Genomic DNA, 25,137 nt, shown 5'->3' on the forward strand with positions numbered 1-25,137 from the left:
AGATTCCGTAGCTTTTTTTTTGCCTATATATTGGCAAAGCCATATTTAAGTCTGATGAATTTAAATCAAAGTTTAAGGCTTAAGATTTTGTTTGCTGATTTAGCTGTTGATATAAGGCGGCAATCATATCGGCACGGCTAATCATTCCCACCAACCGTTTTTGCTCAACGACTGGAATATAATTAAAAGATCTTTCCACAAAATAAGGCACTAAATCTTGAATGGGTTGATCCGGCTGCACGGTCACCACTTTGGGATTCATAATTTGATAAACGTGATTTTCCCAACTGGCTTTGGGGTCTGCGGCACGTTTAAACCATTCCACCACATCATATAAAGCCAAATTTCCCACCAAGCGATCCAAATCACTCACCACAGGCAAACTCATCAAATTGACTTGTTTAAACTTTTCCAATGCTGACTGAATATCATCTTCTGCACGCAGGGTAATCACTTGCTGACTCATGATGTCACGACAATGAAACTGGCTTAGGCCACGACGACTGGCTAATTGCTGTGCTTCTAAAATAATTTTTTGTAAGTCATATTCACTAATATCAAGCAACTGACTTTGCTGTTCTAAGACTTGCTGAATATCCGCTGGCTGAATCGACACTTTTTGTGTCGGTGTTGGATCTGTCGTCCGAGTATTGACTTGTGCTTTTTGTGGATACTGCTTGCCTAGTAATCGGTTATAAATGATAGCAACCACCATCAAGAGGACCGAATTTAAAAGGACTGGATAAAAAAGAAAGGCATAGCCTAAATCATGGACTGCCTCTCCGCCCAATACCGCTGTAATCGCCACGGCTCCACTTGGTGGATGCAATGAGTCTGTGGTCATCATTAAGATAATCGCTAATGCAACCGCGATACTAAATGCTTCGGTTAAATTAGGAATAAACATCGCACACGTCACGCCAATCAAGGCCGCAAGACTATTACCGACTACCATATTCCACGGCTGTGCCAATGGGCTGGCAGGTACAGCAAAGAGCAGTACGGACGATGCGCCCATCGGGGCGATATACCACGCATTTAAGTCATCTAGCGCCAGCCAACTGATCAGCGAAGAAATACTCAGGCCCAGCAAAGCACCTACCCCACACAGGATGCGGTCTTTTAAAGGCAGAACTTTAAAGTTGGGTTTAAGCGTATTGAGCCAAGCTGATTTTGCGTGAAACACGAGATACCTTGTTTGTTGTTTTGCGAGATGTGGCAATTATAAAGCCATGCAAGCAATAAGATGTATTCAACTTACATCTTTATCTTATAAATTTTACTTTTGATTCTTTTGAATGATGTATACGCCGCTTACTTGCGTAGTTTTATCCCAAGAAATGAGCCTAAAATTCTCATTATATGTTACTGATAATTAAAATAAAAAATCTATCAGCGCTCACATCTGCACTCACTAAAACAAAGGAACATTTAGGCGGTCAGCTTATTCATCTTGATCAATTAAATCTTCACTGCCATAAATAATTTTCTGAGCTGTTTCATCATACACAATAGGAAACCATTCATAATAAGCCGAAGGGATTCGTTCAACTCGAATACGTCCAATCACATAATTATGCCCACCCAATAAATCAACAGTGAATCGAGCTGGACGAGCGATAACTAGCTGTGAATTATGATCAATGACGAGCTCAGTTTTTCCCTGTTCTACAGCGGTGGTAAACCGTCCGTGAATAGGTGAGTCAAAAGCCATTCCTCGTGTGACTTTTCGCGTCCCCTGCTGACCATTGACCTCAAGCAAAAGACCTTCGCTCATTTGATACTTTGAGCTGACCACTAACTGCTGTTTAATCAAATTCTTACATTCCGCGTTGCAAGAATTTGTAATAGTCGCAATTTTTGAAGCGTGAAGTGATGAATCTGAATACAAAGCTACAGGCGTCGTACTACAGGCAGATAGCACCATACTTATCACAATAAAAGACTTCTTAAACATTGTTATCGCTCATCATTCAATTTATTCATCCACTTTATGCCACAAGTAACTTCGTTTTTATTCTGTACAATAGGAAAATATAAAATTCTGCGCATCATTAAAACATCAAAGCTTGATTCAAGAATGATTAACCCTTTGCCACACACCCCCAAAATCCTTATAATTGAGCACAATTTTTATCTAATTTTAAGTGGATGACCATGAGTCGCGCCATATCGCATATTGATACCTTCCAAGGCTTAATTCTTGCCTTACAAAACTACTGGGCTGAACAAGGTTGTGTAGTGTTACAACCTTACGATATGGAAATGGGTGCAGGTACTTTCCACACTGCAACTTTCCTACGTGCTTTAGGCCCTGAAACTTGGAACGCTGCTTATGTTCAGCCTTCTCGTCGTCCTAAAGATGGCCGTTATGGCGAAAACCCAAACCGTCTACAACACTACTACCAGTTCCAAGTCGTGTTGAAGCCAAACCCAGACAACATCCAACAGTTGTACTTAGATTCATTAAAAGCCATTGGTATTGATACCCTTGTTCACGACATTCGTTTCGTGGAAGACAACTGGGAATCTCCAACACTGGGTGCTTGGGGCTTAGGTTGGGAAGTTTGGTTAAATGGTATGGAAGTGACTCAGTTCACTTACTTCCAACAAGTCGGTGGTGTTGAATGCTACCCTGTAACTGGCGAAATCACTTACGGTCTAGAACGTCTAGCGATGTACCTCCAAGGTGTAGACTCAGTTTACGATTTAGTTTGGACCAAAGGTCAATTCGGTACAGTGACCTATGGCGATGTGTTCCACCAAAACGAAGTTGAACAATCCACTTACAACTTTGAATATGCCAATGTTGAAAAAATGTTTGACCTATTTGACTTCTATGAAGCTGAAGCAACTCGCTTGATGGAAGCTGAACTTCCACTTCCTGCATACGAACAAGTGATTAAAGCATCGCATAGCTTTAACTTGCTTGATGCACGTGGCGCAATTTCAGTAACTGAACGTCAACGTTATATTTTACGTGTACGTACATTGGCTCGTGCGATTGCGCAAAGTTATGTTGCTGCGCGTGCGAAGCTGGGCTTCCCAATGGCAGAACCTGCTTTACGTGATGAAGTATTAGCTCAGTTAAAAGCACAAGTTGAAGCTGAAGCAAAAGTAGAATCTAAGGAGAGCAAATAATGTCTAAACATACAGTATTGTTCGAATTAGGCTGCGAAGAACTTCCACCAAAAAGCTTAAAAAAATTACGTGATGCGCTTCATACAGAAACGGTAAAAGGCTTAAAAGACGCAGGTCTAGCATTCGATTCAATCGAAGCATATGCAGCACCACGCCGCCTTGCACTTAAAATTGTGAATGTCGATGCTGCGCAAGCCGACACTCAAAAACGTTTCGACGGCCCTGCGAAGCAAGCAGCGTTTGATGCCGAAGGCAAACCGACTAAAGCACTTGAAGGCTTTATGCGCGGTCAAGGCATTACGGTTGATCAAGTTTCAACTTTCCAAGCAGGTAAAGTTGAAAAAGTGTGCTACTTAAAAGATGTAAAAGGTCAAAGCCTTGATGTTTTACTTCCTCAAATTTTACAACACGCTTTAGATAACCTACCTATCGCAAAACGCATGCGTTCTGCGGCAAGCCGTACTGAGTTTGTACGTCCTGTAAAATGGGTTGTGTTGTTGAAAGACAGTGATGTAATTGAAGCAACCATTCAGGATCACCAAGCAGGTAACGTGACTTATGGTCACCGTTTCCATGCTCCTGAAGCAATTACACTTGTAAATGCCGATGCTTATCTTGATGCCCTGCGTACTGCAAAAGTGATTGCAAACTTTGAAGAGCGCCAAGCCATCATCGACCAACAAGTCAAAACTTTGGCTGATGAAGTAAATGCCATTGCGATTGTCCCTGCGGACTTACGTGACGAAGTAACAGCATTGGTTGAATGGCCAGTTGCGCTTCGTGCAAGCTTTGAAGAACGTTTCCTTGCTGTGCCGCAAGAAGCACTCATCACGACGATGCAGGACAACCAAAAATATTTCTGCTTAGTGAATAGCGACAATAAACTTCAACCTTACTTCATTACAGTGTCAAACATTGAGTCTAAAGACCCGACTCAAATTATTGAAGGTAACGAGAAAGTTGTACGTCCTCGTTTGTCAGATGCTGAATTCTTCTTCTTACAAGATCAAAAGCAACCGCTTGCATCTCGTAAAGAGAAACTTGCAAACATGGTCTTCCAAGCAGAACTTGGCACACTATGGAACAAGTCTGAACGTATCGCGACTTTGGCTGTTGCACTTTCTGCAATCACTGGTGCAAACCCAGCAGATGCTGAAAAAGCTGCACTCCTTGCAAAATGCGACTTAACCTCTGAGTTGGTGGGTGAATTCCCTGAGCTTCAAGGTATTGCCGGTACTTACTACGCACGTATTGAAGGCGAAAATGATGAAGTCGCTGAATCTTTAGGTGAACAATACTTACCTAAATTTGCAGGTGACCTTTTACCTAAAACCAAAACAGGTACTACGCTTGCGCTTGCTGACCGTTTAGATACATTGACAGGTATTTTTGGTATTGGTCAGGCGCCGACAGGTTCTAAAGACCCGTTTGCACTACGCCGTTCAGCCATTGGTATCTTGCGTCTTGTGACTGAAAATGATTTAGATGTTTCGATTGAAGATCTAATCAAACTTGCACTTGCTGCTTATGGCGATGTATTAAAAGATCACGATAAGACTTTGGCGGATGCTGTTGCATTCCTTGAAGGTCGTTACCGTGCGAAATACGAAGACCAAGGCGTGGCTGTAGATGTGATTCAAGCTGTTCAAGCACTTTCTCCAAAATCACCACTCGATTTTGACAAACGTGTAAATGCGGTAAATCATTTCCGTGACCTCCCTGAAGCTGCTGCACTTGCTGCTGCAAACAAACGTGTTGCCAATATTCTTGCGAAAGAAGCTGCGCCTGAAGGTGCTGTGGTTGAAGCAAACTTGGTTGAAGATGCTGAAAAAGCATTGTTCGCTGAACTTGCAAAAATCACACCTGTAGTTGAGCCGTTATTTGCTGCGAAGGACTACACTGCTGCCCTTTCTGCACTTGCTGCACTTCGTGCGCCAGTCGATGCATTCTTTGACGGTGTAATGGTGATGGCAGATGATGCTGACCTAAAAGCGAACCGTTTACGTATGCTTGCACAGCTTCGTGACTTGTTCACGAAAGTGGCTGATATTTCGGTACTTCAACACTAAGTTTAAGTATTCATTAAAAACCCGCTTTAAAGCGGGTTTTTTTATGCCGTTTGAAATCTAGGTAAAATCCTGTTAGAAATAGCGGGATTTTTTGATAAGAACAATATATGAAAAATATTACAGCTAATCATCCTTACCGCCCAGATCTCTATCTTTTTATCTTACATGCAGTACTGATGGCATGCAGCTTTTACCTTTGGAAGGTTTATCCATACATTCCAAACAAGCCAGATATGGGTGCTTTATTCTTTTTGATTATTTCTGTTTTGGGTGGATTTATTGGAATCATCATCGTTGCGGTGACTTTGCCCAGATTAGACCGCACTGTGCGTTACTTAACGCTTTCAAAATTTGTTTTAAGTTTGGTGTATTGGTTGTCGAGCACAACCATTTTCGTTTTATTTGGCAGTACTAAATTTATATTCAATAACCCCCTTGTGTTATTTGTCTTTGTTTTTCTATTTTTTAGCAGTCTGTATTTTTCAATAATTCGTGTTGCTGATATGCGTAAGAAAGATTGGCTCATTATCGGTGGAGTATTGGGTGGCCTTGTGTTGTTGTTCTTTTTGCCAAAACTTTAATCGCTAAATAAACCAGCTAAGGCTTCATGGGTTATTTAGGATAACGTCCTAATAATTCAATGAGACGGTTTGAAACATTAGATAAATCACCAAGCGAAATCACTTCTTAATACATCAATGTGAAAAAGATCTGGCATTGCACTCAATATCTCGTTTTAAATAAAGATGAATAAAACTTGAGCAAATAAATCTCGGCATGCTAAAAATAACTCAACCTGAATAAAATGAAATACCGATGATGAATAAAAAATTACTTAGCTTTGGACTATTGATTCTATCTTTTTCTTCTGCAAATGCTGGAACGGAAATGACTCATTCCCAAATCAGCATTTCTTCACCCGATACCGTTGCAAGTTATGATTGCGCAGGACGCTCAGTGAATATTCCTGCTCCAGATAGCCGTATTACTCTAAAAGGCAGTTGCCCGATGATTACGGTTGCAGGTCCAAATACGACGGTCTATGTAGAATCAGTCAATAAAATCAATATTTATGGACCAAATTCGAAAGTCTATTATCAAAAAAGCACCCATCCATCACGCCAAGTCAGCATCAATGCCGTTGGTCCAGGAAGTGCGGCCTATAAACGTTAAATATTAAGTAAATGAAGTTGAATTGAGGCTTAAGACTTAAATCTATAGCCAATAATTCACCAATTCCCTATACTCAATCCAACAACACTCAACAAGAATGAAACTTATGAAATTGAAAGCATTCCTTTTGACTGGTCTTGCGGGTCTAACACTTTCTGCATGTACATCTGCACCAACGATTCCACAACTTGAAACAGGTGTATTACAAGAAGTTCAAAACATTGATGTCTACCCAGATACCACAGATAACAAAGCAAAACTGACTAAATTTGTAGATAAATGCGTGATTGAATTTACAGGCAATTTAGAAGAAGCAAAATCGGTTGAACAATGGTCATTTAAAGGCTTAACCCTAATTTCAGGTGGTACAGCAACCTTTGCTAAAGATGGTACAAGTTCAGCGCACAATTTTGATTTAAATGCAGCGGATGTACAGAAAAACTTCCTTGCATTACGCGGTCATTTTGCAAAAGATGCGCTTACACAATGTGAATAAATAATAAAAACCATATCTCCAAAATGGAGGTATGGTTTCATTTTTCCTTGAATCTTGCACAATAATTCGTTCAAACCCATAATTTTTAATCATGAAAATCGTAACTGGCACCACACCACAGCAACGCGCAAAACACATATAAGCCACTGTATTTTCATAAAATTACAATAATGCATTAACTTAACCAAGTTTCCACACTTCAAACTTCCGCGTATCTGAGCTGTTATTGCATTGTGTGACTTATCGCACAAAACCACTTTTTGCTTTTTTTTACTCTTAAGATGTCCTCTGCTCCAAAAGCGCAAATGCTGAGTGCAACAGCAGCGTTCAATAAAAGAGGACAAATGCAAAGATGAAACCTTTATTTAAAACAACACTGATCACCGCAGCATTATTCGCAACCACCCCACTATTTGCGAACACCGCAGTAGAAGCCAATGCGAAAGTTGAAACACAGCAACCGTCTGTACTGCAAAATCTAAAACAAGACATTAATCAGTCTGCGCATACAGCCGGTGACAAAATTGAAAAAGGCGTCGATAAGACCAAAACATTCACCCAAGAAAAATGGCAAGACACCAAAGAATTCAGTGCTGACAAAAAGCAAGATGCTAAAAATAAATGGGCTGACCTAAAACAGTCTAAAGATGAAAAGTCAGACGCAGCGAAAGCCAAGATCGATGCCAAGGCTGAGCAAAATAAAGCTAAGCTTGATGAGCGCAAAGCACAGCTCGACGAAAAAGCTGCAAAAGACAAAGCAAAACTCGATGAACGTAAAAGCAATGTCGACAACAAAGTTGATCAAACCAAGAGCTATTTAGGTGAAAGAGCTCAGGAAGGTCGCCAATTTGCCAGTGAAAAATGGCAACAAACCAAAGCGAATTTCCAAAAAGGTCAAGAAGCCAATGTGAGTGGCAGTAGCAATGTACAGTTGCAAACGCCTGTCGCACAAGCTGAAGTCCATAGCTCACATGAAGCCAGCTTAGGTGCTCACAAATAAATAAACTGGCTTTCATACCCTCTCCTCCAGAGAGTAGGCTCACCCTTCGGTGGGCCTTTTTTTACCTTATGCAAAATACAAACGCGTACAAAGCTGTCATTTGCTGTATTGATTTTGCTACGGCAAGTTTTTTTCGCTGCAATTTTTCCTATAATGCGTTAAAACCATTCATCAGATAGAAAATCTATAAAATTCAGAGGTGAAGCTGTGAAGATTTCATTAAAAGCAACGCTATGCATAAGCTTAATATTCACGACACCCATGCTTTGGGCACAAGAAAACGCAGCAGCGCAAAGTACTGAGCAACAAACGAAAAAACCTGTGAGCCCTTATGGCGATAATCCAAATTTATTGCATGTGTGGGCCTATAAAGCCCAAGAAGGCGTGGTCGGTGCTGCTAAAAATATTGGTGAAATGACTGAACGTGGAATTTCTAAAATTAAACCTTCGGTTGACCAAGCTTGGGACAATACGAAAACTGCTACTCAAAATACAGTGCAACAGGTTGATCAGGGCGCACAGCAAGCCACTCAAAACGTCAATGAAAAATTGAAGCAAACCCGTGAAAATATCACAGGCAAAACCAGCCAACCTGCGCCCATTAGCCAACAGTCGTTGAGTGAACCGTCTTCAGGAAATACGATCAATACGGCTCCGAGCAACAATGCGGGGCAAAATAACAATCAATATCCTCAAAGTAGCTATCCTTCGAGTTCGACGTCTACAACCTATCCTGTGACTGATTTATAATTTAACACTACATTTAAAAGCTCAACTTTGGTTGGGCTTTTTTAAAACCAAAATTGAATGCTTTTGGTCTTTGGCCTATGCCTATAAAAACAATGAATTAATGAGAAAAAATGCGAATTTTATTTGGTATCTTGCTTGGCATTCTGCTCTGTGTTGGCTCTGTGATTGGCTTACAACGTTTTCCACAATTGTTGAAAAGTTATCCACAGTTGCAAACTATTTTTCCCCAATTGTACGATTCATACCAATATAACCATGATGCCGAAGGTAAATTATTACAAACCTTAGAGATGCTAGATGACGAAGAATACAAATCGACTGAAGGCAATGAAGCGACACTGTATCAACTCGATGGTCAATGCAAAATTAATCTTTATCTTTTTGGTGAATCCAATCAATCCCTAACAAGTTTCTATTTTCACAATGATCAGATTTTACGTGCCTATGAGACAAATTTGATCTACCCAAATGGTGGCTTTAATCCTGTACCCAATACCAAAGAGCCTTTTAAACTCGAAAAAAGTTATTTACGAATCATGATGCCAAACAGTATCAAGACTGAACTTGAATTTGAGCGGATCAAAAATCATTTCAATGCTAAATTTTTGAAAAATTGCTAGAAGCTTCCTTTACATATTCTCTAAGATCTACCTAGCGAATAGGTGAATTTCATCAACTCAAATTTAGCTATTAAATTAAGCATTAAGGAGCAGGTTTGAGATATCGCCTACGTACAAACGATGCTGTACAGATTTGAATAAGCATCAACAGGCAAAATGGATAGTCAACCCAGACTGATAAACGATCAATATGCGCAACCTCTCCAAAGACGGAAAAATAGACCTGTCCCACAATAATAGGCACTACAACAAGCCATAGCCCCCAGTACCAATAGCGATTTAAAAAATCAATAAGCGCCAAGACGAAATGCGCAATAAAAAATACCGAAACCAGCACAACTTGTAAGGTCGGCATGAATTTATGAACTTCAAAATCAGGATTCTGGAATAAATAATTTTCACTGATATTTAGTACATAACTGTACCATGCCCAAGTAATGCATGCGGTAAAGAGAATCAGCATGCAAAATATTCTTAAACTTTTTTTATTGGCAAGATCGACCTGCATAGACATCCCTATTTATATGGAGCATTGTTCAAAAATAATGTTCCTTAAACTCGATTTTAATTGACCTGCCGAATGACCATTCCCGCTTTAAAGGCTTCTACATTTTCCACCAATTGCTGCACAATGCGTTGTCGCGCATCGACGCTTCCCCATGCACTATGTGGAGTAATAATTAAATTTGGAATACTTGGGTCGAGCAGCACATTACCCTGCTTGGGTGGCTCAACCGTCAAGACATCGGTTGCTGCGCCTGCGATCGTCCCTAATTTTAATGCCTCGGCTAATGCCGATTCATTAACCACACCACCTCGTGCACAATTGATCACAAAGGCCAATGCTTTCATTTGAGCCAAGCTTTCATGATTGAGTAAATCACGGGTTTCCTCTGTTAAAGGACAATGCAAACTGAGAAAATCGACCTGCGCTAACATCTCAGAAAATGCCACACGCTCAGCTGCCATAGGTCGATTCGGTAGCGCGCCAATCATAATTTTCATGCCAAACGCTTTAGCCAAATGGGCCACGGCTTGCCCCAATTCGCCATAGCCGACAATCCCCAAAGTCTTACCAGCCAACTCAATAATTGGAAAATCTAGTAAGCAGAACTGATCTGCTTTTTGCCAATCTCCCTGTTGGACCGCCCGATCATACTGTCGAAATGATGTCGCCAAGTTCAACATTAACATCAAGGTATGCTGTGCGACCGCAGCGGTGCCATAAGCTTGGCAATTACACACCACGATGCCTTGTTGTTGTGCTTGTACAAGGTCAACATTATTGGTGCCAGTAGCAGAAATCAAGATCAGTTTTAATTGCGGATTGAGCTGCATATGCTCAGCATTGATGTGTACTTTATTGCTGATAATCACATCAGCCCCTTGTATGCGCTGAGCAACCTCTGCAGCCGTTGTTGCTGGATAGAGTGTCAATTCATCAAACTGTGCTTCTAGTCCGCTAAAATCTAAGTCCTGTTTATCTAGAGACTGATAATCTAGAAATACCGCTTTCATGGCTGCTTCCCTTCTGGCCGATTATAAAAATTCGATTGTGGATGATTAAAACCTGTGATGCACCAAAGTGCAATCGAACAGCATATAAAAAAACCCGCTATTTCGCGGGTTTATCGAGATGATGTTGCAATGAATTTCGAATTTTGAGTATGACATAAATGGTCAGTATCGTAAGTAACAACATACTGCTGCTAAAAATCAGTATGCTTGAACTAACCCCCTGTGCATAGGCTGAACCCATGGTCAGCACTAAGATGAATAATACAGCAAGCATCTGTGTTGAATGCATACTGATACCCCTCATATTCCTTATGATGATTTAGGTGGTATGATTGTTTTTTATACTACCTTTCTTTCATCATAATCCCTTCCTACAAATTAGCAAGCTTTGGATTTTCAAACAAATGCCGAGCTTAAATCTGTTCGGGCTGCACCACGAACTGGCAAGATTCATCGGCGTTTTCGACAAAGAAGACTTGACCAAATTCATCACTACTCAAACGCAGTTCTTTATAGTTCAGCGTGTAATAGCCCACATATTTCTGCATTAAAATCGGATGCATACCTGTCGCCAATTCATCTTGAGCTAAGACCAGTTTCATTACCTGACGGTCATTCATCACCACCATGTAACGCTCATCTTGGACTTGTACGTATACCAGGCCTGTGCCCTTCGGCTGCAAAGGAATCAAAAACTTATGGTTCAGCGCAATCACACCGGCTGCATAGCTTTCAATTTTTTGGCTAATCACATTAAACACTAAACCATGTTCAAACTGGTCGAGTAGTAGGCTACGATTTTCCTGTGGTAAAAAGGTCGTGATTCCTAACTTTTGTAGATCTTGCTCACTGACTTGTTTGTTATTAAACAATACCCGTAATAAGGTTTGTTTTTGTTTGGCATCAAAAAATTGTGGATCAAGCTGAAACGAATTGCTTTTTAAAATTTCACCCAAGGCATCTCGATGACGTGTCAGTAAATTTTCGATGACTTTTCGATAGTAGAATTTACTGTTTTTCTTAACCCGACGCATTTTTTGATAAAAATACGGCGCATCAAAAGGATGTCTTAAGAAATCATTTAACAGTTCTGAACTCGCCAACACTGCAATTGCATCATGCCCTGTGAACGGTAGATGCAACACATGCACATGCGGAATTAAAGCCTGTAATTTTTCAAAATGCGCGCGATCTTCTGGACAATAAGGATCATACACCACGATATATTCGCGTGTAGTCGATACATCTTCAGCAAGTACTCGCATATTGGCATGCAGATTAGGTTGAAAGAACATGCCATAGCGTGTATCGACAATGTCTTCAGGGTCTATGGAGAACTGTGGCACCATACTCACCACGCGCTGGAATCCAAATAAATTGGCATACTTAATGGCTGCATAGCCACCCATGGAACCACCATAAGCAATTCGCATCTCAAATTGTTCGAGGATCGGCTTGATGGCTTGATACATCGGTTGCATTGACGATGCTGGAAACCACGATTTTTGTTTCGGCATCACACCGATCACATTAAAATCATATTTTTGCAAAGACTTCTCTGCATTGATGCTCAAGCCCTTGGCGCGGGTAATCAAATCACCGAAGGAGAAAATAAGCTCACTAGAACTGCCAGGCTGAAAAATGACACGAATTTGATCATCTTCAAAAATGATGTGCTTTTCCATTGTGCTTTGCTTCAGTCCTTGTTGCGTCACGCTTTTCCTTCCTTGTTGCATTCAAAGTTTATCTTGTTCCGAATATGCTATTTTATAGAGGCCATACAGATTAAAAAGTGCAGAATATGACACATTCAATACATCCTGCCGCACAACAAGGCTTTAGCTCTGCAGCTGAACTCTATCAACAAGCCCGTCCTGACTACCCGATTGAAATCAGTGCGTGGCTACAACAACATTTAGCTTTAGCCCCTCAAGCCCATCTGGTGGACTTAGGCTCAGGTACAGGCAAATTTCTCGAGTATATTCGCCCACTCAGTGAAAATATCACCGCGATCGAACCTGTGCATGAAATGCTGCAACAATTGCAGAAAAAACATCCGCATATTGCAACTTTAGCCGCCCAAAGTGATCAGATTCCACTGCATGATCATTCTGTAGCCGCGGTATTTTGTGCCCAATCATTTCATTGGTTTGCCACCCCTGAAACCCTCAATGAAATCAGTCGTATCTTAGTTCCCAATGGTGATCTTGTTTTGATTTGGAACCAGCGTGATATCCAAGTCAATTGGGTCAAACAACTCGCTGATGTCTTGAGTGAACTCGAAGGTGACACACCACGTTATCATAGTGGGCAATGGCAAAAAGTGTTTGAACAGCAGCAAACATTTAAATTAATTGCCGAAACCACCTTTCAACAATTGCATCATGGTACAGTGGAACACGTGGTTTCCAAACGATTATTGTCCACCAGTTTTATTGCAGCGTTAAGCACGGATGAACAACAAAAACTGAAACAACAATTTGAAAATATCGTGGCTGAATCAACCCAAAAGACTGCACAGGATTTCATTGATTTTCCGTATATCACGCATGTCTATATCTTTAGAAAAACACATTAGGACACGATTATGCTCATGCCAATCTCTTTTAAAAAATTCAGTGTCGTCTTCTTCATGGGTACGGTGCTAGGACTCACTGCATGTGAAAAATCATCTAAAACGGTGGAACAAAATAGTGAAATCAGTTCCGACGATCAAATCATGAAAGAGCTAAATAGTGATCCTATTAAAAACTTTGCCAAGACCCCAGATGATCTACACGACTTAACGCTACTGACGCAATATGACGAGAGCTTTAGTCAAATTAGCGATGAGATGGAAGATGAGCTGATGAAACTGCGTGAGGAAGGCAAACTCACTGATGAATTTGCTACACAGCGTAAGCGTGACAACATCCAGTCAGCACTGAATATGCTCAAAGAACTCGAAATGAAAACTGAACAAGGCCGTTACATTCAAGGCTTGATGTACCAGTACTGGGACAATCAATCACAAATTTATCGTGAGAAAAATCAAACAGCCGATGGTGAGTTGAAAAATCCTGGTGATAGTGTCAAAGGTCTCGGTCAGTTTATTCATGCTCAAGAACAATTGGGACATTGGCAAGAACAATATCCCGAGCTTAAACATCCTGCTCAAGCTCAATAAATTAAAAGTCGAAAAATGACTTAAACAAAAAGGGTTCCACGTGAACCCTTTTATATTTAGAAATACAACGCAAAAAAATTAAGGATGCTCTGCATATTGCGGTAAATCATCATGAATGCTTTCCCATTCTGCTTTCGAGCTGACAAATATATGGCAGACTGGTACTTGCTGTATGGGTGTATCCAGTGTTCCTATACGTAAGCGATAGTAATCCGGGGTATCGGTTTTAATACTCATAATTGGTGAACCACATTCCCCACAAAAACAACGCTGTGTGGTTGGTGAAGATTTAAACTTTTTCAATACCTGTTCACCCGACACAATTTTGAAATCTGCTTTGGCTATTGGAGCATTGGTCGCAAATGCTGTACCATTGGCTTTTCTACACCGAGAACAATGACATTGCACGATTTCACCAATCGGACCATTGATCTCATAACAAACCGCTCCACACAAGCAGCTTCCGGTATATTGTTCTTGTACGCGCATAGTGGTCTTTCTTAGAAGAATTTCATCTCAAAATATCACAACTCCTCAGCAAGATTGTGACAATTTGAAGCGCTTAGTTCTGCAAAGAAACCAGATAGTTTTGAACCCCTTCACCCGCTGCTCGACCGGTTGCAAGGCATGCCGTCAGCAAATAACCTCCAGTAGGCGCATCCCAATCCAACATTTCTCCACAGACAAATACTGCAGGATTGCTCTTCAATTGTAAGCCATCATTTAGGACTGAACGCTTCACACCACCTGCGCAACTAATCGCCTCATCTATCGGGCGAAATCCATCAAGTTGAATATTTAAGTGTTTAATTTTCGCAGCAAGTAAGGCAGGTTCATGCCACAAAGATTTATCCACCAGTTCACGGACCAGTGCAGCTTTCGCCACATCTAAACCGGCTTTACGCCAAACATTGGTTAAAGATTGCTTTTTCGAAGGCTGTAATTTCTTAGCCAATTGTTCAACACTTTGATCTGGCAATAAGTCCAAAGTCAGCTGCATTGGCTGAGCAGATTTCACTTGTTGACGCAAAGCACGACCTTGTTTGTAGATCAATCCACTTTCCAGTCCATAGTGTGAAATGATGATATCACCTTGGGTCGGTTCGGCTTGCTCGACCCATGCATTGACCCGCTTTAAAGGCTGTCCAAACACGGGCTGCATAAACTTCGACCAAACGCGTTCCACACCGGCATTACTGGCCTGAAAAGCTTCAATACACTCAGGCTGCAGCCATTTTTGCCATGCGCCATCACTGCCTAAACGTGACCAAGACACTGCGCCACATGCCATAATAATTGCATCAAAACCAAGTACTTGACTTGATTCATCAACAAGGTTTTGAATCGTTAGCTGATTGGACTGCAAGTCCAAAACTTGATGTCGATAATGAAACTGTACCCCGTCTAGACTAAGACGTTTTAACCATGAACGCAGTAAAGGCGCAGCTTTCATCTCAATCGGAAAGACCCGACCCGATGAACCAATATAGGTTTCAATGCCCAACCCCTTCATCCATTGTTGAATCCATGCTGCATCCCACTGCTTAACCCATGGGCTCAGCCATTCCACTTGATCATAGCGCTGCACAAATTGTTCAACGGGTTCTGCATGCGAAATATTCAGCCCCGTCTTGCCCGCCATTAAAAATTTACGGGCTGCCGATGGTTTTTGCTCATAAACATGAATGTCATAGTCAAATTGGCTAAGCACTTCCGCCGCCATCAATCCCGCAGGACCTGCCCCAATGATTGCAATACGCTGAGTCATGCCCAATTATTCCGCAGATGCTTCGGTGGGTTGCTTACCTTGTAGCGGCTGAAAATCATCAAAACGTGTGGTGTAATCTACAGGCTTGGTAATGATTAGCTGCTGACAGAGTTCACCGCGTTCTAGATATTTAATTTCAAAATGCGTGCGTGCTGAAGTCTCTGCAATGCGTTCTTTGACAAAAGGTAGCTTCCAAACATCGATTAACTGCTGCTGCGCTTCCTCAATATATTCAGGAATATTACTGGCCAAGGTAATCTGACCACCCGGCTGCAAACGCGACAATAGAAATTCAAAAAATGGCATATTTAACCAGCGCTGTGCAGGATTATGCGGTTCAGGGTTTGGATACAAAATAAAGAATTGCTGTACTTGCGCAGGATGTAAGGCATGTACTACCCAAGGCAATGCATCAGCGTGAATTGGAGTTAAATTGCTTTGCCCTTCAAGTTGATGCTGCTTTTGCATTGCCACAAATTTTTCACGTGTCCGCTCAACAGCAATCAATTGAAATTCAGGGTGATTGGCTGAAAACAATAATGCATGTTTACCTTTACCAGCCCCAATTTCCACACAAATCGGCGTGGAATCAATCGGCTGAAAATCACGGGGAGCTCGCATACGCTGCGCTTGAAATTGACGAATAGGCATAAACAGATCAAACTAAACAGAACCGCATAAGTCTAACAACTGCGACTGTTTTTGCCTAATTGAATCATCCGTTTTTGCTGGAGTTAAGCATGCCCACCACCATGAATTGTCCACGCTGCGGCGCATTGACGACTTGGGAAAATAATGAATATCGCCCGTTTTGCTCAGATCGCTGCAAATTGATTGATCTTGGTGCTTGGGCCAATGACGAATATCGCCTGCCAACCCAAGATGCACCTCAAGCTGATGGTGGCCGTGAAGAAGATCAATTCTAAGGACTCAAGTTCATAAACCTGTTATTTAGGTAAATAAAAAAGGAATCCGTGTGGATTCCTTTTTTTTATTGGCTTTCTCAATCTTGTTGCTTAACCCGCTTTACCCGCAACAAAAGGATTGTGCTGCTTTTCATAACCAATGGTACTCATTGGCCCATGCCCAGAAATAAACTGAGTATCGTCAGGTAAACTAAAGCATTCGCGTTGAATCGAGTCTAATAGCTGCTGATGATTGCCACGCGGAAAATCTGTCCGGCCGATAGAACCTTTAAATAAAACATCACCCGTCCATAACACCCCATATTTAGCGTTATAGAACATGACGTGGCCTGGGGTATGCCCTGGTGCAAAACGTACTTCAAACTCTTCTTCACCCAGTTTCAGTGTTTCGCCGCCTTCTAACCATTGGGTCACATGGACATTTTCAGGAATCGGAAAGCCATATTTGGCTGATACGTCTTGAATCATGTCGAGCCAAAATGCATCTTCTTTATGCGGGCCAATCACTGGAACATTCCATGCTTGGGTTAATGCGCCAACCGCACCTGCATGGTCTAAATGGCCATGTGTCAACCACAAGGCTTTGACCGTTAAACCGAGCGCTTCAACTTCAGCTTTTAATTTTTCCGGCTCTCCCCCTGCATCAATCAAGACCGCTTCTTTCGACTCAGAGTCCCAAACAATGGAACAGTTTTGTTGAAATGCCGTGACGGGAACGATTTTAACTTGCAACATAGGGCGAAAACCTCAAGGCGATGAATGGGCTAATGTTTGCTTTAAGGCATCAAGATTAGCTTGAAGTAATAAATTGAGCAATGCGACATGATCATCCCGCGCGTTTAATGCGGGAATATAGCCATATTCACCACCGCCTGCAGCTTGGAAAGTTTCAGCATTTTGCAGCGCCAACTCTTCTAGCGTTTCCAAACAATCCGCTGAAAATGCAGGGCTCATAACCTGTACCGATTTCACGCCTTGTTTGCCCCACGCTTCCAAAGTGGCATCGGTATAAGGTTTCACCCATTCTTGCTTACCAAAGCGCGATTGGAAACTAATCTCATACTGTTCAGCAGTTAAACCCAAGGCTTTTGCAACCAAATGCCCAGTCACACGGCAACGATCTGCATAGGGATCACCTTTATCGGCATAAGGCTGTGGAATGCCATGAAAAGACATCAGCAACTTATCCGCGACCCCATGCTCCGCTTGATAATCACGCACACTTTGCGCTAATGCTTGAATAAATAGCGGGTGCTGATAGTAGTCACGAATAATGCTCAAACCCGGCAAATTGCGTTGCTGCGGAATCCATTGTGCGATCGCATCATATAGCGGTGCAGTCGATGTTGCTGAATATTGTGGGAATAGTGGAAACAGGACGATGTGGTCTTGTGGCTGCTCAGCCAATTGCGCTAAAGCGGTAGAAATCCCTGGATTACCATAAGTCATGGCCGGAATCACATTCAGTTCAAATTCTGGATATTTTGCTGTGAGATGCTGTTTTACTGCGGCAACTTGCTCAAATAAAATTTCACGCATGGGCGAATCATTACCCCAAACCATGTCATAAGCATGTGCAACACGTTTAGGGCGAAATGGCAAAATAAACAAACGTAGAATGATTTGCCAAATCGGTTTCGGGATTTCAATCACCCGCTGATCTGACAAAAACTGTTGCAGAAAACGACGCACTGCGGGCACAGTTGGCGCATCAGGCGTACCTAGATTCGCCAGAATAATGGTGACTTTAGCTTTCTCGACAGGCAACATTACGCTTTTTCCATCAATTTGAATGACGCTAATGTAGCAGCTTTTAATCCATTTAATAAAATAGATTAATATGCAGATTTAAATTGAAAAACTCGATCATTATCAAGCAAATTACTTTCTAGTAATTTTTGACCTTTACTGGTCACTTGCCACAACATCCGCTGACGATCATCTCGGCCATTGGGCACAATCCAGTCATTCTGCCGCATCTGGCTTTTAATGCTGTGTAAAGCACGAATATTCACTTGTGCCCGCGCAACCGCATGAGCACGTGGCATCTCAATACGTGCATCATCCAAACCTGTTTCATTCAAAAACTCATTCATTCGTTTAGAGAAGAATTCTTCAGGGGTTGGATTAACAAAGGTTGCGCCTAAAATCGACAAGAGCTGCGCCCACGTCATTTTCTTCTGTACTTTTAATTCTTTGAAATTACCATCTTGATAAGCGTGCATGCGGTATTCAAATGAAAATAGTTCATGCATCGACACTTTTGGTAAAGATAAGAACGGATCAACTTCGCGTTTTCCCGACTCTGTTTCGAGTTGAACTAACTGGGCTTTTAAACGATCAATTTCATCATGTAAAGCTTGAGTATTCTGTGGTCGCACCCAACCTGTAACAGGATAGCGTTCTAGCATTTGTGGCATGTTCAATCGAACTGCCATTTCTAAATCACGCAAACTACGATAGGTAAAAACTTGATCAACTTCATTTTGTAATAGTTTTCTAAATTCTTTAAATTTTTCACGAAGTTCAGGTTTAGCATCATGTAACGCATCATCACGTGAATCTGGATCATCATGCATAAACACAATGACAGGTTTTTGCTTGGTCACCGCATAGATGTATTCAAGGTGCATATAGCCCACACCAGACACAGACTGCTCACCGTATTGACTACCCAATAAAATCATCACATAGTCACAATCGTCAATTTGACGACGTGCAAAAGCAGTGCTCAATGGTGTGCGTTGTTCTAGCCCCCATGAGAAAAACCCCATTCCCACAAGCGTCTGAGCCAAAATAATCCGTTCTGGCTGCATTTCGCTACCAGATGTGGAAATGAATACTTGATAACGCTTATCGAGCATTAGTGATCCTCTCCCGCTGCATAACGCACTCAGCATCGAATTGATCTTAGCTGGAAAATGCGACATGACTACCCCAATAAAAAACTAATTTTTTCATTTAACGTTGTCCAAAATGACTGATTTAGTCTTCTGAACTTATAAGTCCGATGTTGGCAATGTTCCAAGAAATATCATCTTGAATCAGGCGCGCCACAACCGGTTTTAAATTTTCCGCATTATTGCCACTGACATAGCACTCTATACGCAAACAATTTTCTCTTTTCTGATCAAATAATAACTCATTTTTAATCAGAATTCGGGCTGTTTGTCGTGCAACTGCAAAACCTGAGTCAATTAATGTCAGCTTCTGACCAAAAATATACTGAATTGCCGATTTTAGGAAGGGGTAATGTGTACATCCAAGCACTAAAAAATCTGCACCTTGATTTACAACTGGCTGTAAAACATCAGTTAATGTGTTAAGACAAGCCTCACTCATCTGCGCACCTGCTTCTACAAAGGGTACTAATTCCAAACTGGTAACAGTCAGAACATTGACCCCTGCCGGCTCAGCAAAACGATGCATCACATCTTTAATCAACTTTCCACGAAATGTCGCAGGTGTTGCAAGAACAGCCACTGTTTTACTTTTTGTTTGCAGAACGGCAGGCTTTAACGCAGGAACTAAACCAATAATGGGGAAGTTCTCCCCATAATGTTCACGCAAATAATCCAAACTAAAAGCAGATGCCGTGTTACATGCCACGACAGCGACTTTACAGCCTTGGCGGTATAACCACTCTATGGCATGTGCAGTCAATTCACGTATATTTTGATCATCACGTGGCCCATAGGGTACATGTGCAGTATCGGCATAATACACAATGCGTTCATTCGGCAAGTAACGCGCAATTTCTAAAGCCACAGATAAGCCACCAATCCCCGAATCAAATAAACCGATCGGTGCATCTGCGCCAGCTTTCGGCATGGGTACATCCAGTGGGTAAATGGGGTGAATGGCGGTCATAGGGTCACTTATATATTGTTCAGAATGACAAGGTGGAAAGCTTAAACCTCAGGTGCCTAATTGCAAGCGCAAATCACCACTTTGTAACACTAAAATGGATTCACCTTTTTCATTTTCAAGCAGTTCACCCATCTCAACCAAATGAAAGAATGCGGCACGCTGGATCAGTGCATTAATTCCAAAACGTACATGTACATAAGGGCGCAATTCACCTTGATATTCACGCATAAAAATAGGATGTTCATCATCCACAACAATCACGTCTTGTGTTGTGGTCGTAAACTGGATATAGCGCTTGTTTTCTAGCTCAAGCATATCGACTTGATTAACAAATAAAGGCTCATCTTCTACCTGTATTTCAATTTGTTCCACAGGGGTTTTTAAATAGAATTTCCCATCTTCTTTCCAAAGCACGGTTGAGAACAGATCAATGAGTGCTTGCCGCTTGATCAATTGACCATCGTGCCACCATTCTCCATTGGCTAAAACCTTCAAATCCATTGCACCACAATGCTTTGGATGCCATTGATCTAATGGAGGGATTGACCTTTTGTGACCGGACTGTCCATCTTTTAAGTATTGTGCAATGTTCATTAAATTTCTATCATCCCTATTAATGAATTTTTTCGTCGGGTTTTCGTTCAATTGCTGCTTCATCCGCCTAATAAATACCTTAGTGACGGAAAAATAATATGATTCAGCCAATTGGCTAGAACTCGGTTTAAAACTATACTAGCCCACAATATCAAAGACACGATAGAAAAATTGTGTCTGGGCATTAAGAACACTCATGGCAGCACCATTTAAATGAATTGAATGGATGCCACCTTCCGAAATATGAGGAGTCCTACATGGAACACATCGAACGTGAATCGATGGAGTTTGACGTAGTTATCGTCGGTGCAGGTCCTGCCGGCCTATCTGCTGCGATTAAAATTCGTCAACTTGCAATTGAAAATAACCTAAACGATCTGTCCGTTTGTGTCGTGGAAAAGGGCTCCGAAGTAGGTGCGCATATTCTATCGGGTGCTGTGCTTGAACCCCGCGCGATGAATGAATTGTTCCCAGATTGGAAAGAACAAGGCGCACCGTTAAATGTGCCTGTGACTGAAGATAAAACCTTCTTCTTATTGTCTGATGAAAAATCACAAGAAGCACCGCATTGGATGGTGCCAAAAACCATGCATAACGATGGCAACTATGTTATTTCGTTAGGTAACGTGGTTCGCTGGTTAGGTGCTAAAGCTGAAGAATTAGAAGTGTCTATTTTCCCAGGCTTTGCAGCATCTGAAATTCTTTACCATGAAGACGGGACTGTGAAAGGTATTCAGACTGGCGACATGGGTATTGGTAAAGATGGCGAACCAACGCACAACTTTACCCCTGGCTATGAACTTCATGCGAAATACACATTATTTGCTGAAGGCTGTCGTGGTCATTTAGGTAAACGTTTAATCCAAAAATTCAACTTGGATAAAGATGCCGATCCACAACATTACGGTATTGGTATTAAAGAATTATGGGAAATAGATCCTGCTAAACATAAACCAGGTTTGGTGATGCACGGTGCAGGTTGGCCTTTAAGTGAAACAGGTTCTTCAGGCGGTTGGTGGTTATACCACGCTGAGAACAACCAAGTGACTTTGGGCATGATCGTTGACTTATCATATACCAATCCACACATGTATCCATTTATGGAAATGCAGCGTTGGAAAACACATCCACTGATCAAGCAATATCTTGAGGGTGGTAAGCGTATTTCTTATGGCGCACGTGCGGTTGTAAAAGGTGGCTTCAACTCTTTACCTAAATTCACTTTCCCAGGTGGTAGCTTAATTGGTGATGATGCAGGCTTCCTAAACTTTGCGAAAATCAAAGGCTCTCATACAGCAATGAAATCAGGCATGCTGTGTGGTGAAGCAGTGTTTGAAGCGATTGCTGCCGGTGTAGAAAAAGGCGGTGACCTTGCCATTGCACGTGTGACTGAAGGTGAAGACTTCTTCGCTAAAGAGTTAACTGCGTACACAGACAAATTCAACAACAGCTGGTTGAAAGAAGAGTTATATAACTCTCGTAACTTCGGCCCTGCTATGCATAAGTTTGGTCAATGGATGGGTGGTGCGTTCAACTTTGTTGATCAAAACATCTTTAAAGTGCCATTTACACTACATGACTTACAGCCAGACTTCAGCGCTTTAAAAACTGTCGATGCTGCGAACTTCAAACCGAATTATCCAAAACCAGATGGTAAAATTACATTTGACCGTTTGTCTTCAGTATTCGTATCGAATACCGTTCATGAAGAAAACCAGCCTGCTCACTTGAAACTGACAGATGCTTCTATACCTGTAAATGTGAACTTACCAAAATGGGATGAGCCTGCTCAGCGCTATTGCCCTGCTGGTGTTTATGAAATTATGGAAGAGAATGACGGTTCTAAACGTTTCCAAATTAACGCAGCAAACTGCGTACACTGTAAGACGTGTGATATTAAAGATCCATCACAAAACATTACTTGGGTAACACCTGAAGGTGGTGGTGGTCCTAATTACCCTAACATGTAATTAGTACCCGAACATGTAATCTCTTGTGAGATAAAAATAAACCCGCTTAGAGCGGGTTTATTTATGTAGTATGAAATCTATTTATCATTAATCACTAAATCATACTTTTTATTAAATTTTACAGAAGACCCACCAACACCACCTCTATAATACCCTCTCAATTCAACATGATATTTACCTGCATTTTTTGGTATCCCATAAATTTTTATTGTATTCTCATAAAAATATTCATCTTCACCAATCTTTGCAACCTTAATTCCAGAGTCATCTTTTAAATCAGTAACAACCACCACCTCACCAACCAAATTTATTTTTTCAATTTCAATAACCTGTTCATAGTATTTATTTAAAAAAGCCGGTTTTAAATAATCAGGACTTATATCAATCTTTGAAACACATCCAACAATATTTAAGAACCCTAAAAATAAAAAAAAGATTGAATAAAGCTTCACTATAAATCCCCTCTATAAATATAAACAGCCCATAAAAACGTTAGATCTCTTTCATAAATCAAAAAAATATCCTACAACTCTTCAGAACCTATATAATTATCTAATAACACACGCTTAATATAGTCCATATTATCAACATCTTTAGCTTTTGAAAAAATTAATAAAAAAAACAACAAAATAAATATTTTAAAAAAATTCGTTAAACACTTATATCTGTATTCATAATACCAACCACCCAAAAACATAAACAAAACTGATTATATTTTTGTATAAAAATTAGTTATCAACCCAGATTCTTCATTAGGTAAAGTAAAATCACAATCATTTTATAAATATTAAATTTACCCAATATTTAGTATAATAAAAAACCAATATTTCAAAAATATGCGATTAAATTTTAAACCCCATCTATATAGTAATATACTTTTTTAGACCCTTCTATTTTATAATAATTAATTTTAATTTCTCTAAAACTTTCCATATTACAAAGCTTACTTACAACTTCATCTCCTCCACCGTACATTGTAATTTCCTTATTTTCGATCAGAAAATTAAACGATGTAGGCTCTTCATAATTTCGATGAATTTTTTCCAACTTATATTTTAAGGTTAGATCTTTTATGTTAGAAAAATCAGTACTATTAAATGGAAAAACTCCCCTATTACACCCCCTAAAAAAAGCGCTTGTTTATTTTTCTCGTATAAATATGCTATTTTTTCTTCTTCAGCATATACAGGCGAGCTAATAAGCATCATAAAAACCAGTATATTCTTTTTCATCTTAAAAGCCTGCTTTCTCTAATTTTAGTAACTCCATATTGATCATACTGAAACATTGAAAATATGCATTATCAGGATCAATGGAGATTATGAGACCATCAAGTTTTAGCAATCACTGTATAATTTATACTGACCTAAAATATTGCAGTTCAATCAAATATTACCCCTATATTTAAGTATTATTTTTTTAAAACAAGTAATTTAATTTCACCAAAAATTTAAAATTATAGCTTTAAACCCCAATATCTTTATTTAATAAACTTATAAGTCTATAAAATATTGAGTTTACTTGAGACAACAAACCCGCTTAGGCGGGTTAATTTTAAATTATTATAAAAAAATCAACTACCTTCGTATTTCAAACGCTTGAAAGTTATTAGGATGCTTCTGTTTTCTATATTGTTCAGATTTTACAATAAATATAACATCAAACAATCCATCATAAGAATATATATACCTATAATTACTTAATCTTGAGTCAAAATCAATTTTCTTAAACTTTAAAGAACTATTATTTTCAAAAAAAGTGTCATTAAAATTTGGGATAAATTTAGTATAGAATACATTTTTACTATGTAATTTAACAACACTCCATTCAGAATCACCAACACTTTTAATTAAATTAACTTGCAAGTCTGGAAAGTTCGGGATATTAAAATATACTCCTTGCTCCTTCTTAAAGTTATTATTTTTGTGGGCTAAAATTTCTAACTTACCAAGCATTAAATCTGATTTATTAAAATCTCCATTTTTTACACAAAAAATAATTCTTTCAATTAATAATTGGTAATTAATATTATTTTTTGAAATAAATTCATTATTCATATTCAATCCATTTATCGAC

Annotated in this window: 28 protein-coding genes; 12 read left to right on the forward strand and 16 right to left on the reverse strand. The window is 40.3% G+C overall.

Features of this window, described 5'->3' with window-relative positions; genetic code table 11:
• Window positions 1-79: 79 nt before the first annotated feature.
• Window positions 80-1,186, reverse strand: a complete 1,107-nt coding sequence (locus tag FTU75_RS10445) for an HPP family protein (RefSeq protein WP_180034978.1) — start codon at window positions 1,184-1,186, stop codon at window positions 80-82.
• 258 nt (window positions 1,187-1,444) lie between these two features.
• Window positions 1,445-1,957: a hypothetical protein gene (locus tag FTU75_RS10450; RefSeq protein WP_078192784.1), complete on the reverse strand. Its 513-nt coding sequence runs from the start codon at window positions 1,955-1,957 to the stop codon at window positions 1,445-1,447.
• Between the two features lie 200 nt (window positions 1,958-2,157).
• Here FTU75_RS10450 and glyQ point away from each other — a divergent pair, with 200 nt between their 5' ends.
• The 8 genes from glyQ to FTU75_RS10490 all read left to right on the forward strand — a co-directional run bounded on the left by glyQ (window position 2,158) and on the right by FTU75_RS10490 (window position 9,249).
• Complete coding sequence (glyQ, locus tag FTU75_RS10455; protein ID WP_180105942.1) at window positions 2,158-3,141, forward strand: glycine--tRNA ligase subunit alpha; 984 nt, start codon at window positions 2,158-2,160, stop codon at window positions 3,139-3,141.
• Window positions 3,141-5,210, forward strand: a complete 2,070-nt coding sequence (glyS, locus tag FTU75_RS10460) for a glycine--tRNA ligase subunit beta (RefSeq protein ID WP_180115913.1) — start codon at window positions 3,141-3,143, stop codon at window positions 5,208-5,210. Before glyQ ends, glyS begins: the two co-directional genes overlap by 1 nt.
• 107 nt (window positions 5,211-5,317) lie before the next feature.
• Window positions 5,318-5,791 carry a hypothetical protein gene (locus tag FTU75_RS10465; RefSeq protein ID WP_180115914.1) on the forward strand — a complete coding sequence of 158 codons (474 nt, stop codon included), beginning with the start codon at window positions 5,318-5,320 and terminating at the stop codon, window positions 5,789-5,791.
• A 235-nt stretch (window positions 5,792-6,026) separates the two neighbouring features.
• Window positions 6,027-6,383 (forward strand): DUF3060 domain-containing protein, encoded by a 357-nt coding sequence (locus FTU75_RS10470; protein WP_180115915.1) that lies wholly within the window; start codon window positions 6,027-6,029, stop codon window positions 6,381-6,383.
• 106 nt (window positions 6,384-6,489) lie between these two features.
• Entirely contained in the window at window positions 6,490-6,879 is a 390-nt protein-coding gene (locus FTU75_RS10475; RefSeq protein WP_078189759.1) for a hypothetical protein, read from the forward strand.
• A 352-nt stretch (window positions 6,880-7,231) separates the two neighbouring features.
• Complete coding sequence (locus tag FTU75_RS10480) at window positions 7,232-7,879, forward strand: hypothetical protein (RefSeq protein ID WP_180115916.1); 648 nt, start codon at window positions 7,232-7,234, stop codon at window positions 7,877-7,879.
• A 207-nt stretch (window positions 7,880-8,086) separates the two neighbouring features.
• The gene (locus tag FTU75_RS10485; RefSeq protein WP_373685860.1) at window positions 8,087-8,629 is read left to right on the forward strand and encodes a hypothetical protein; all 543 of its coding nucleotides are present in this window, start codon (window positions 8,087-8,089) and stop codon (window positions 8,627-8,629) included.
• A gap of 110 nt (window positions 8,630-8,739) precedes the next feature.
• Window positions 8,740-9,249 carry a hypothetical protein gene (locus FTU75_RS10490; protein ID WP_180093233.1) on the forward strand — a complete coding sequence of 170 codons (510 nt, stop codon included), beginning with the start codon at window positions 8,740-8,742 and terminating at the stop codon, window positions 9,247-9,249.
• Between the two features lie 82 nt (window positions 9,250-9,331).
• Here the strand turns inward: FTU75_RS10490 and FTU75_RS10495 are convergent, their stop codons facing one another.
• From FTU75_RS10495 to FTU75_RS10510, 4 genes are all read right to left on the reverse strand, one after another.
• Window positions 9,332-9,712 carry a hypothetical protein gene (locus tag FTU75_RS10495; protein WP_180115917.1) on the reverse strand — a complete coding sequence of 127 codons (381 nt, stop codon included), beginning with the start codon at window positions 9,710-9,712 and terminating at the stop codon, window positions 9,332-9,334.
• Between the two features lie 101 nt (window positions 9,713-9,813).
• Window positions 9,814-10,767 carry a 2-hydroxyacid dehydrogenase gene (locus FTU75_RS10500; RefSeq protein ID WP_180115918.1) on the reverse strand — a complete coding sequence of 318 codons (954 nt, stop codon included), beginning with the start codon at window positions 10,765-10,767 and terminating at the stop codon, window positions 9,814-9,816.
• A gap of 97 nt (window positions 10,768-10,864) precedes the next feature.
• Window positions 10,865-11,056, reverse strand: coding sequence for a hypothetical protein (locus FTU75_RS10505; RefSeq protein WP_078189765.1), 192 nt, complete (start codon window positions 11,054-11,056; stop codon window positions 10,865-10,867).
• Between the two features lie 124 nt (window positions 11,057-11,180).
• On the reverse strand, window positions 11,181-12,452 hold the full coding sequence (locus FTU75_RS10510; RefSeq protein WP_180115954.1) for an alpha/beta fold hydrolase: 1,272 nt from the start codon (window positions 12,450-12,452) through the stop codon (window positions 11,181-11,183).
• Between the two features lie 116 nt (window positions 12,453-12,568).
• Between FTU75_RS10510 and FTU75_RS10515 the strand changes: the two genes are divergently transcribed.
• Together FTU75_RS10515 and FTU75_RS10520 are read left to right on the forward strand one after the other, a co-directional pair.
• Window positions 12,569-13,345 carry a class I SAM-dependent methyltransferase gene (locus FTU75_RS10515; protein ID WP_180105938.1) on the forward strand — a complete coding sequence of 259 codons (777 nt, stop codon included), beginning with the start codon at window positions 12,569-12,571 and terminating at the stop codon, window positions 13,343-13,345.
• 15 nt (window positions 13,346-13,360) lie between these two features.
• Window positions 13,361-13,933: a hypothetical protein gene (locus tag FTU75_RS10520; protein WP_373685863.1), complete on the forward strand. Its 573-nt coding sequence runs from the start codon at window positions 13,361-13,363 to the stop codon at window positions 13,931-13,933.
• A 78-nt stretch (window positions 13,934-14,011) separates the two neighbouring features.
• Here the strand turns inward: FTU75_RS10520 and FTU75_RS10525 are convergent, their stop codons facing one another.
• The 3 genes from FTU75_RS10525 to FTU75_RS10535 all read right to left on the reverse strand — a co-directional run bounded on the left by FTU75_RS10525 (window position 14,012) and on the right by FTU75_RS10535 (window position 16,358).
• Complete coding sequence (locus FTU75_RS10525) at window positions 14,012-14,422, reverse strand: GFA family protein (RefSeq protein WP_180084744.1); 411 nt, start codon at window positions 14,420-14,422, stop codon at window positions 14,012-14,014.
• 73 nt (window positions 14,423-14,495) lie between these two features.
• A complete protein-coding gene (locus tag FTU75_RS10530) occupies window positions 14,496-15,701 on the reverse strand; it encodes a TIGR03862 family flavoprotein (RefSeq protein ID WP_180115919.1) in 1,206 nt (401 codons plus the stop codon).
• Window positions 15,702-15,707: 6 nt separating this feature from the next.
• On the reverse strand, window positions 15,708-16,358 hold the full coding sequence (locus FTU75_RS10535; protein WP_180026647.1) for an SAM-dependent methyltransferase: 651 nt from the start codon (window positions 16,356-16,358) through the stop codon (window positions 15,708-15,710).
• 83 nt (window positions 16,359-16,441) lie between these two features.
• Between FTU75_RS10535 and FTU75_RS10540 the strand changes: the two genes are divergently transcribed.
• The gene (locus FTU75_RS10540; RefSeq protein ID WP_078189771.1) at window positions 16,442-16,627 is read left to right on the forward strand and encodes a DNA gyrase inhibitor YacG; all 186 of its coding nucleotides are present in this window, start codon (window positions 16,442-16,444) and stop codon (window positions 16,625-16,627) included.
• A 90-nt stretch (window positions 16,628-16,717) separates the two neighbouring features.
• Here the strand turns inward: FTU75_RS10540 and FTU75_RS10545 are convergent, their stop codons facing one another.
• The 5 genes from FTU75_RS10545 to FTU75_RS10565 all read right to left on the reverse strand — a co-directional run bounded on the left by FTU75_RS10545 (window position 16,718) and on the right by FTU75_RS10565 (window position 21,154).
• Entirely contained in the window at window positions 16,718-17,362 is a 645-nt protein-coding gene (locus tag FTU75_RS10545) for an MBL fold metallo-hydrolase (protein WP_180078086.1), read from the reverse strand.
• A 12-nt stretch (window positions 17,363-17,374) separates the two neighbouring features.
• Entirely contained in the window at window positions 17,375-18,397 is a 1,023-nt protein-coding gene (gene hemH, locus FTU75_RS10550; RefSeq protein WP_180115920.1) for a ferrochelatase, read from the reverse strand.
• Window positions 18,398-18,462: 65 nt separating this feature from the next.
• Window positions 18,463-19,491, reverse strand: a complete 1,029-nt coding sequence (locus FTU75_RS10555; protein ID WP_067764038.1) for a DUF4062 domain-containing protein — start codon at window positions 19,489-19,491, stop codon at window positions 18,463-18,465.
• Window positions 19,492-19,612: 121 nt separating this feature from the next.
• Complete coding sequence (gene murI, locus FTU75_RS10560; RefSeq protein ID WP_180024507.1) at window positions 19,613-20,497, reverse strand: glutamate racemase; 885 nt, start codon at window positions 20,495-20,497, stop codon at window positions 19,613-19,615.
• 48 nt (window positions 20,498-20,545) lie between these two features.
• Window positions 20,546-21,154, reverse strand: a complete 609-nt coding sequence (locus tag FTU75_RS10565) for a DUF1285 domain-containing protein (RefSeq protein WP_180115921.1) — start codon at window positions 21,152-21,154, stop codon at window positions 20,546-20,548.
• A gap of 194 nt (window positions 21,155-21,348) precedes the next feature.
• Here FTU75_RS10565 and FTU75_RS10570 point away from each other — a divergent pair, with 194 nt between their 5' ends.
• The gene (locus tag FTU75_RS10570; protein ID WP_078192805.1) at window positions 21,349-23,061 is read left to right on the forward strand and encodes an electron transfer flavoprotein-ubiquinone oxidoreductase; all 1,713 of its coding nucleotides are present in this window, start codon (window positions 21,349-21,351) and stop codon (window positions 23,059-23,061) included.
• Window positions 23,062-23,138: 77 nt separating this feature from the next.
• On the opposite strand, the gene FTU75_RS18460 is transcribed toward FTU75_RS10570, so the two are convergent.
• Both FTU75_RS18460 and FTU75_RS10580 read right to left on the reverse strand, forming a co-directional pair.
• Window positions 23,139-23,513, reverse strand: a complete 375-nt coding sequence (locus FTU75_RS18460) for a hypothetical protein (protein ID WP_257223763.1) — start codon at window positions 23,511-23,513, stop codon at window positions 23,139-23,141.
• A gap of 1,125 nt (window positions 23,514-24,638) precedes the next feature.
• A complete protein-coding gene (locus FTU75_RS10580) occupies window positions 24,639-25,118 on the reverse strand; it encodes a hypothetical protein (protein ID WP_180034993.1) in 480 nt (159 codons plus the stop codon).
• Window positions 25,119-25,137 lie beyond the last annotated feature (19 nt).

It is taken from the genome of Acinetobacter sp. YH12140, from assembly GCF_013418475.1.
GTDB lineage: Bacteria > Pseudomonadota > Gammaproteobacteria > Pseudomonadales > Moraxellaceae > Acinetobacter > Acinetobacter amyesii.

Excerpts from the sequence above, each read along its gene's own strand:
- FTU75_RS10450 (WP_078192784.1), bottom strand. The coding sequence starts at position 1,957 with ATGTTTAAGAAGTCTTTTATTGTGATAAGTATGGTGCTATCTGCCTGT.
- glyQ (WP_180105942.1), top strand. The coding sequence starts at position 2,158 with ATGAGTCGCGCCATATCGCATATTGATACCTTCCAAGGCTTAATTCTT.
- glyS (WP_180115913.1), top strand. The coding sequence starts at position 3,141 with ATGTCTAAACATACAGTATTGTTCGAATTAGGCTGCGAAGAACTTCCA.
- FTU75_RS10465 (WP_180115914.1), top strand. The coding sequence starts at position 5,318 with ATGAAAAATATTACAGCTAATCATCCTTACCGCCCAGATCTCTATCTT.
- FTU75_RS10470 (WP_180115915.1), top strand. The coding sequence starts at position 6,027 with ATGATGAATAAAAAATTACTTAGCTTTGGACTATTGATTCTATCTTTT.
- FTU75_RS10475 (WP_078189759.1), top strand. The coding sequence starts at position 6,490 with ATGAAATTGAAAGCATTCCTTTTGACTGGTCTTGCGGGTCTAACACTT.
- FTU75_RS10480 (WP_180115916.1), top strand. The coding sequence starts at position 7,232 with ATGAAACCTTTATTTAAAACAACACTGATCACCGCAGCATTATTCGCA.
- FTU75_RS10490 (WP_180093233.1), top strand. The coding sequence starts at position 8,740 with ATGCGAATTTTATTTGGTATCTTGCTTGGCATTCTGCTCTGTGTTGGC.
- FTU75_RS10495 (WP_180115917.1), bottom strand. The coding sequence starts at position 9,712 with ATGCTGATTCTCTTTACCGCATGCATTACTTGGGCATGGTACAGTTAT.
- FTU75_RS10500 (WP_180115918.1), bottom strand. The coding sequence starts at position 10,767 with ATGAAAGCGGTATTTCTAGATTATCAGTCTCTAGATAAACAGGACTTA.
- FTU75_RS10505 (WP_078189765.1), bottom strand. The coding sequence starts at position 11,056 with ATGCATTCAACACAGATGCTTGCTGTATTATTCATCTTAGTGCTGACC.
- FTU75_RS10510 (WP_180115954.1), bottom strand. The coding sequence starts at position 12,452 with ATGGAAAAGCACATCATTTTTGAAGATGATCAAATTCGTGTCATTTTT.
- FTU75_RS10515 (WP_180105938.1), top strand. The coding sequence starts at position 12,569 with ATGACACATTCAATACATCCTGCCGCACAACAAGGCTTTAGCTCTGCA.
- FTU75_RS10520 (WP_373685863.1), top strand. The coding sequence starts at position 13,361 with ATGCCAATCTCTTTTAAAAAATTCAGTGTCGTCTTCTTCATGGGTACG.
- FTU75_RS10525 (WP_180084744.1), bottom strand. The coding sequence starts at position 14,422 with ATGCGCGTACAAGAACAATATACCGGAAGCTGCTTGTGTGGAGCGGTT.
- FTU75_RS10530 (WP_180115919.1), bottom strand. The coding sequence starts at position 15,701 with ATGACTCAGCGTATTGCAATCATTGGGGCAGGTCCTGCGGGATTGATG.
- FTU75_RS10540 (WP_078189771.1), top strand. The coding sequence starts at position 16,442 with ATGCCCACCACCATGAATTGTCCACGCTGCGGCGCATTGACGACTTGG.
- FTU75_RS10545 (WP_180078086.1), bottom strand. The coding sequence starts at position 17,362 with ATGTTGCAAGTTAAAATCGTTCCCGTCACGGCATTTCAACAAAACTGT.
- hemH (WP_180115920.1), bottom strand. The coding sequence starts at position 18,397 with ATGTTGCCTGTCGAGAAAGCTAAAGTCACCATTATTCTGGCGAATCTA.
- FTU75_RS10555 (WP_067764038.1), bottom strand. The coding sequence starts at position 19,491 with ATGCTCGATAAGCGTTATCAAGTATTCATTTCCACATCTGGTAGCGAA.
- murI (WP_180024507.1), bottom strand. The coding sequence starts at position 20,497 with ATGACCGCCATTCACCCCATTTACCCACTGGATGTACCCATGCCGAAA.
- FTU75_RS10565 (WP_180115921.1), bottom strand. The coding sequence starts at position 21,154 with ATGAAGCAGCAATTGAACGAAAACCCGACGAAAAAATTCATTAATAGG.
- FTU75_RS10570 (WP_078192805.1), top strand. The coding sequence starts at position 21,349 with ATGGAACACATCGAACGTGAATCGATGGAGTTTGACGTAGTTATCGTC.
- FTU75_RS10580 (WP_180034993.1), bottom strand. The coding sequence starts at position 25,118 with ATGAATAATGAATTTATTTCAAAAAATAATATTAATTACCAATTATTA.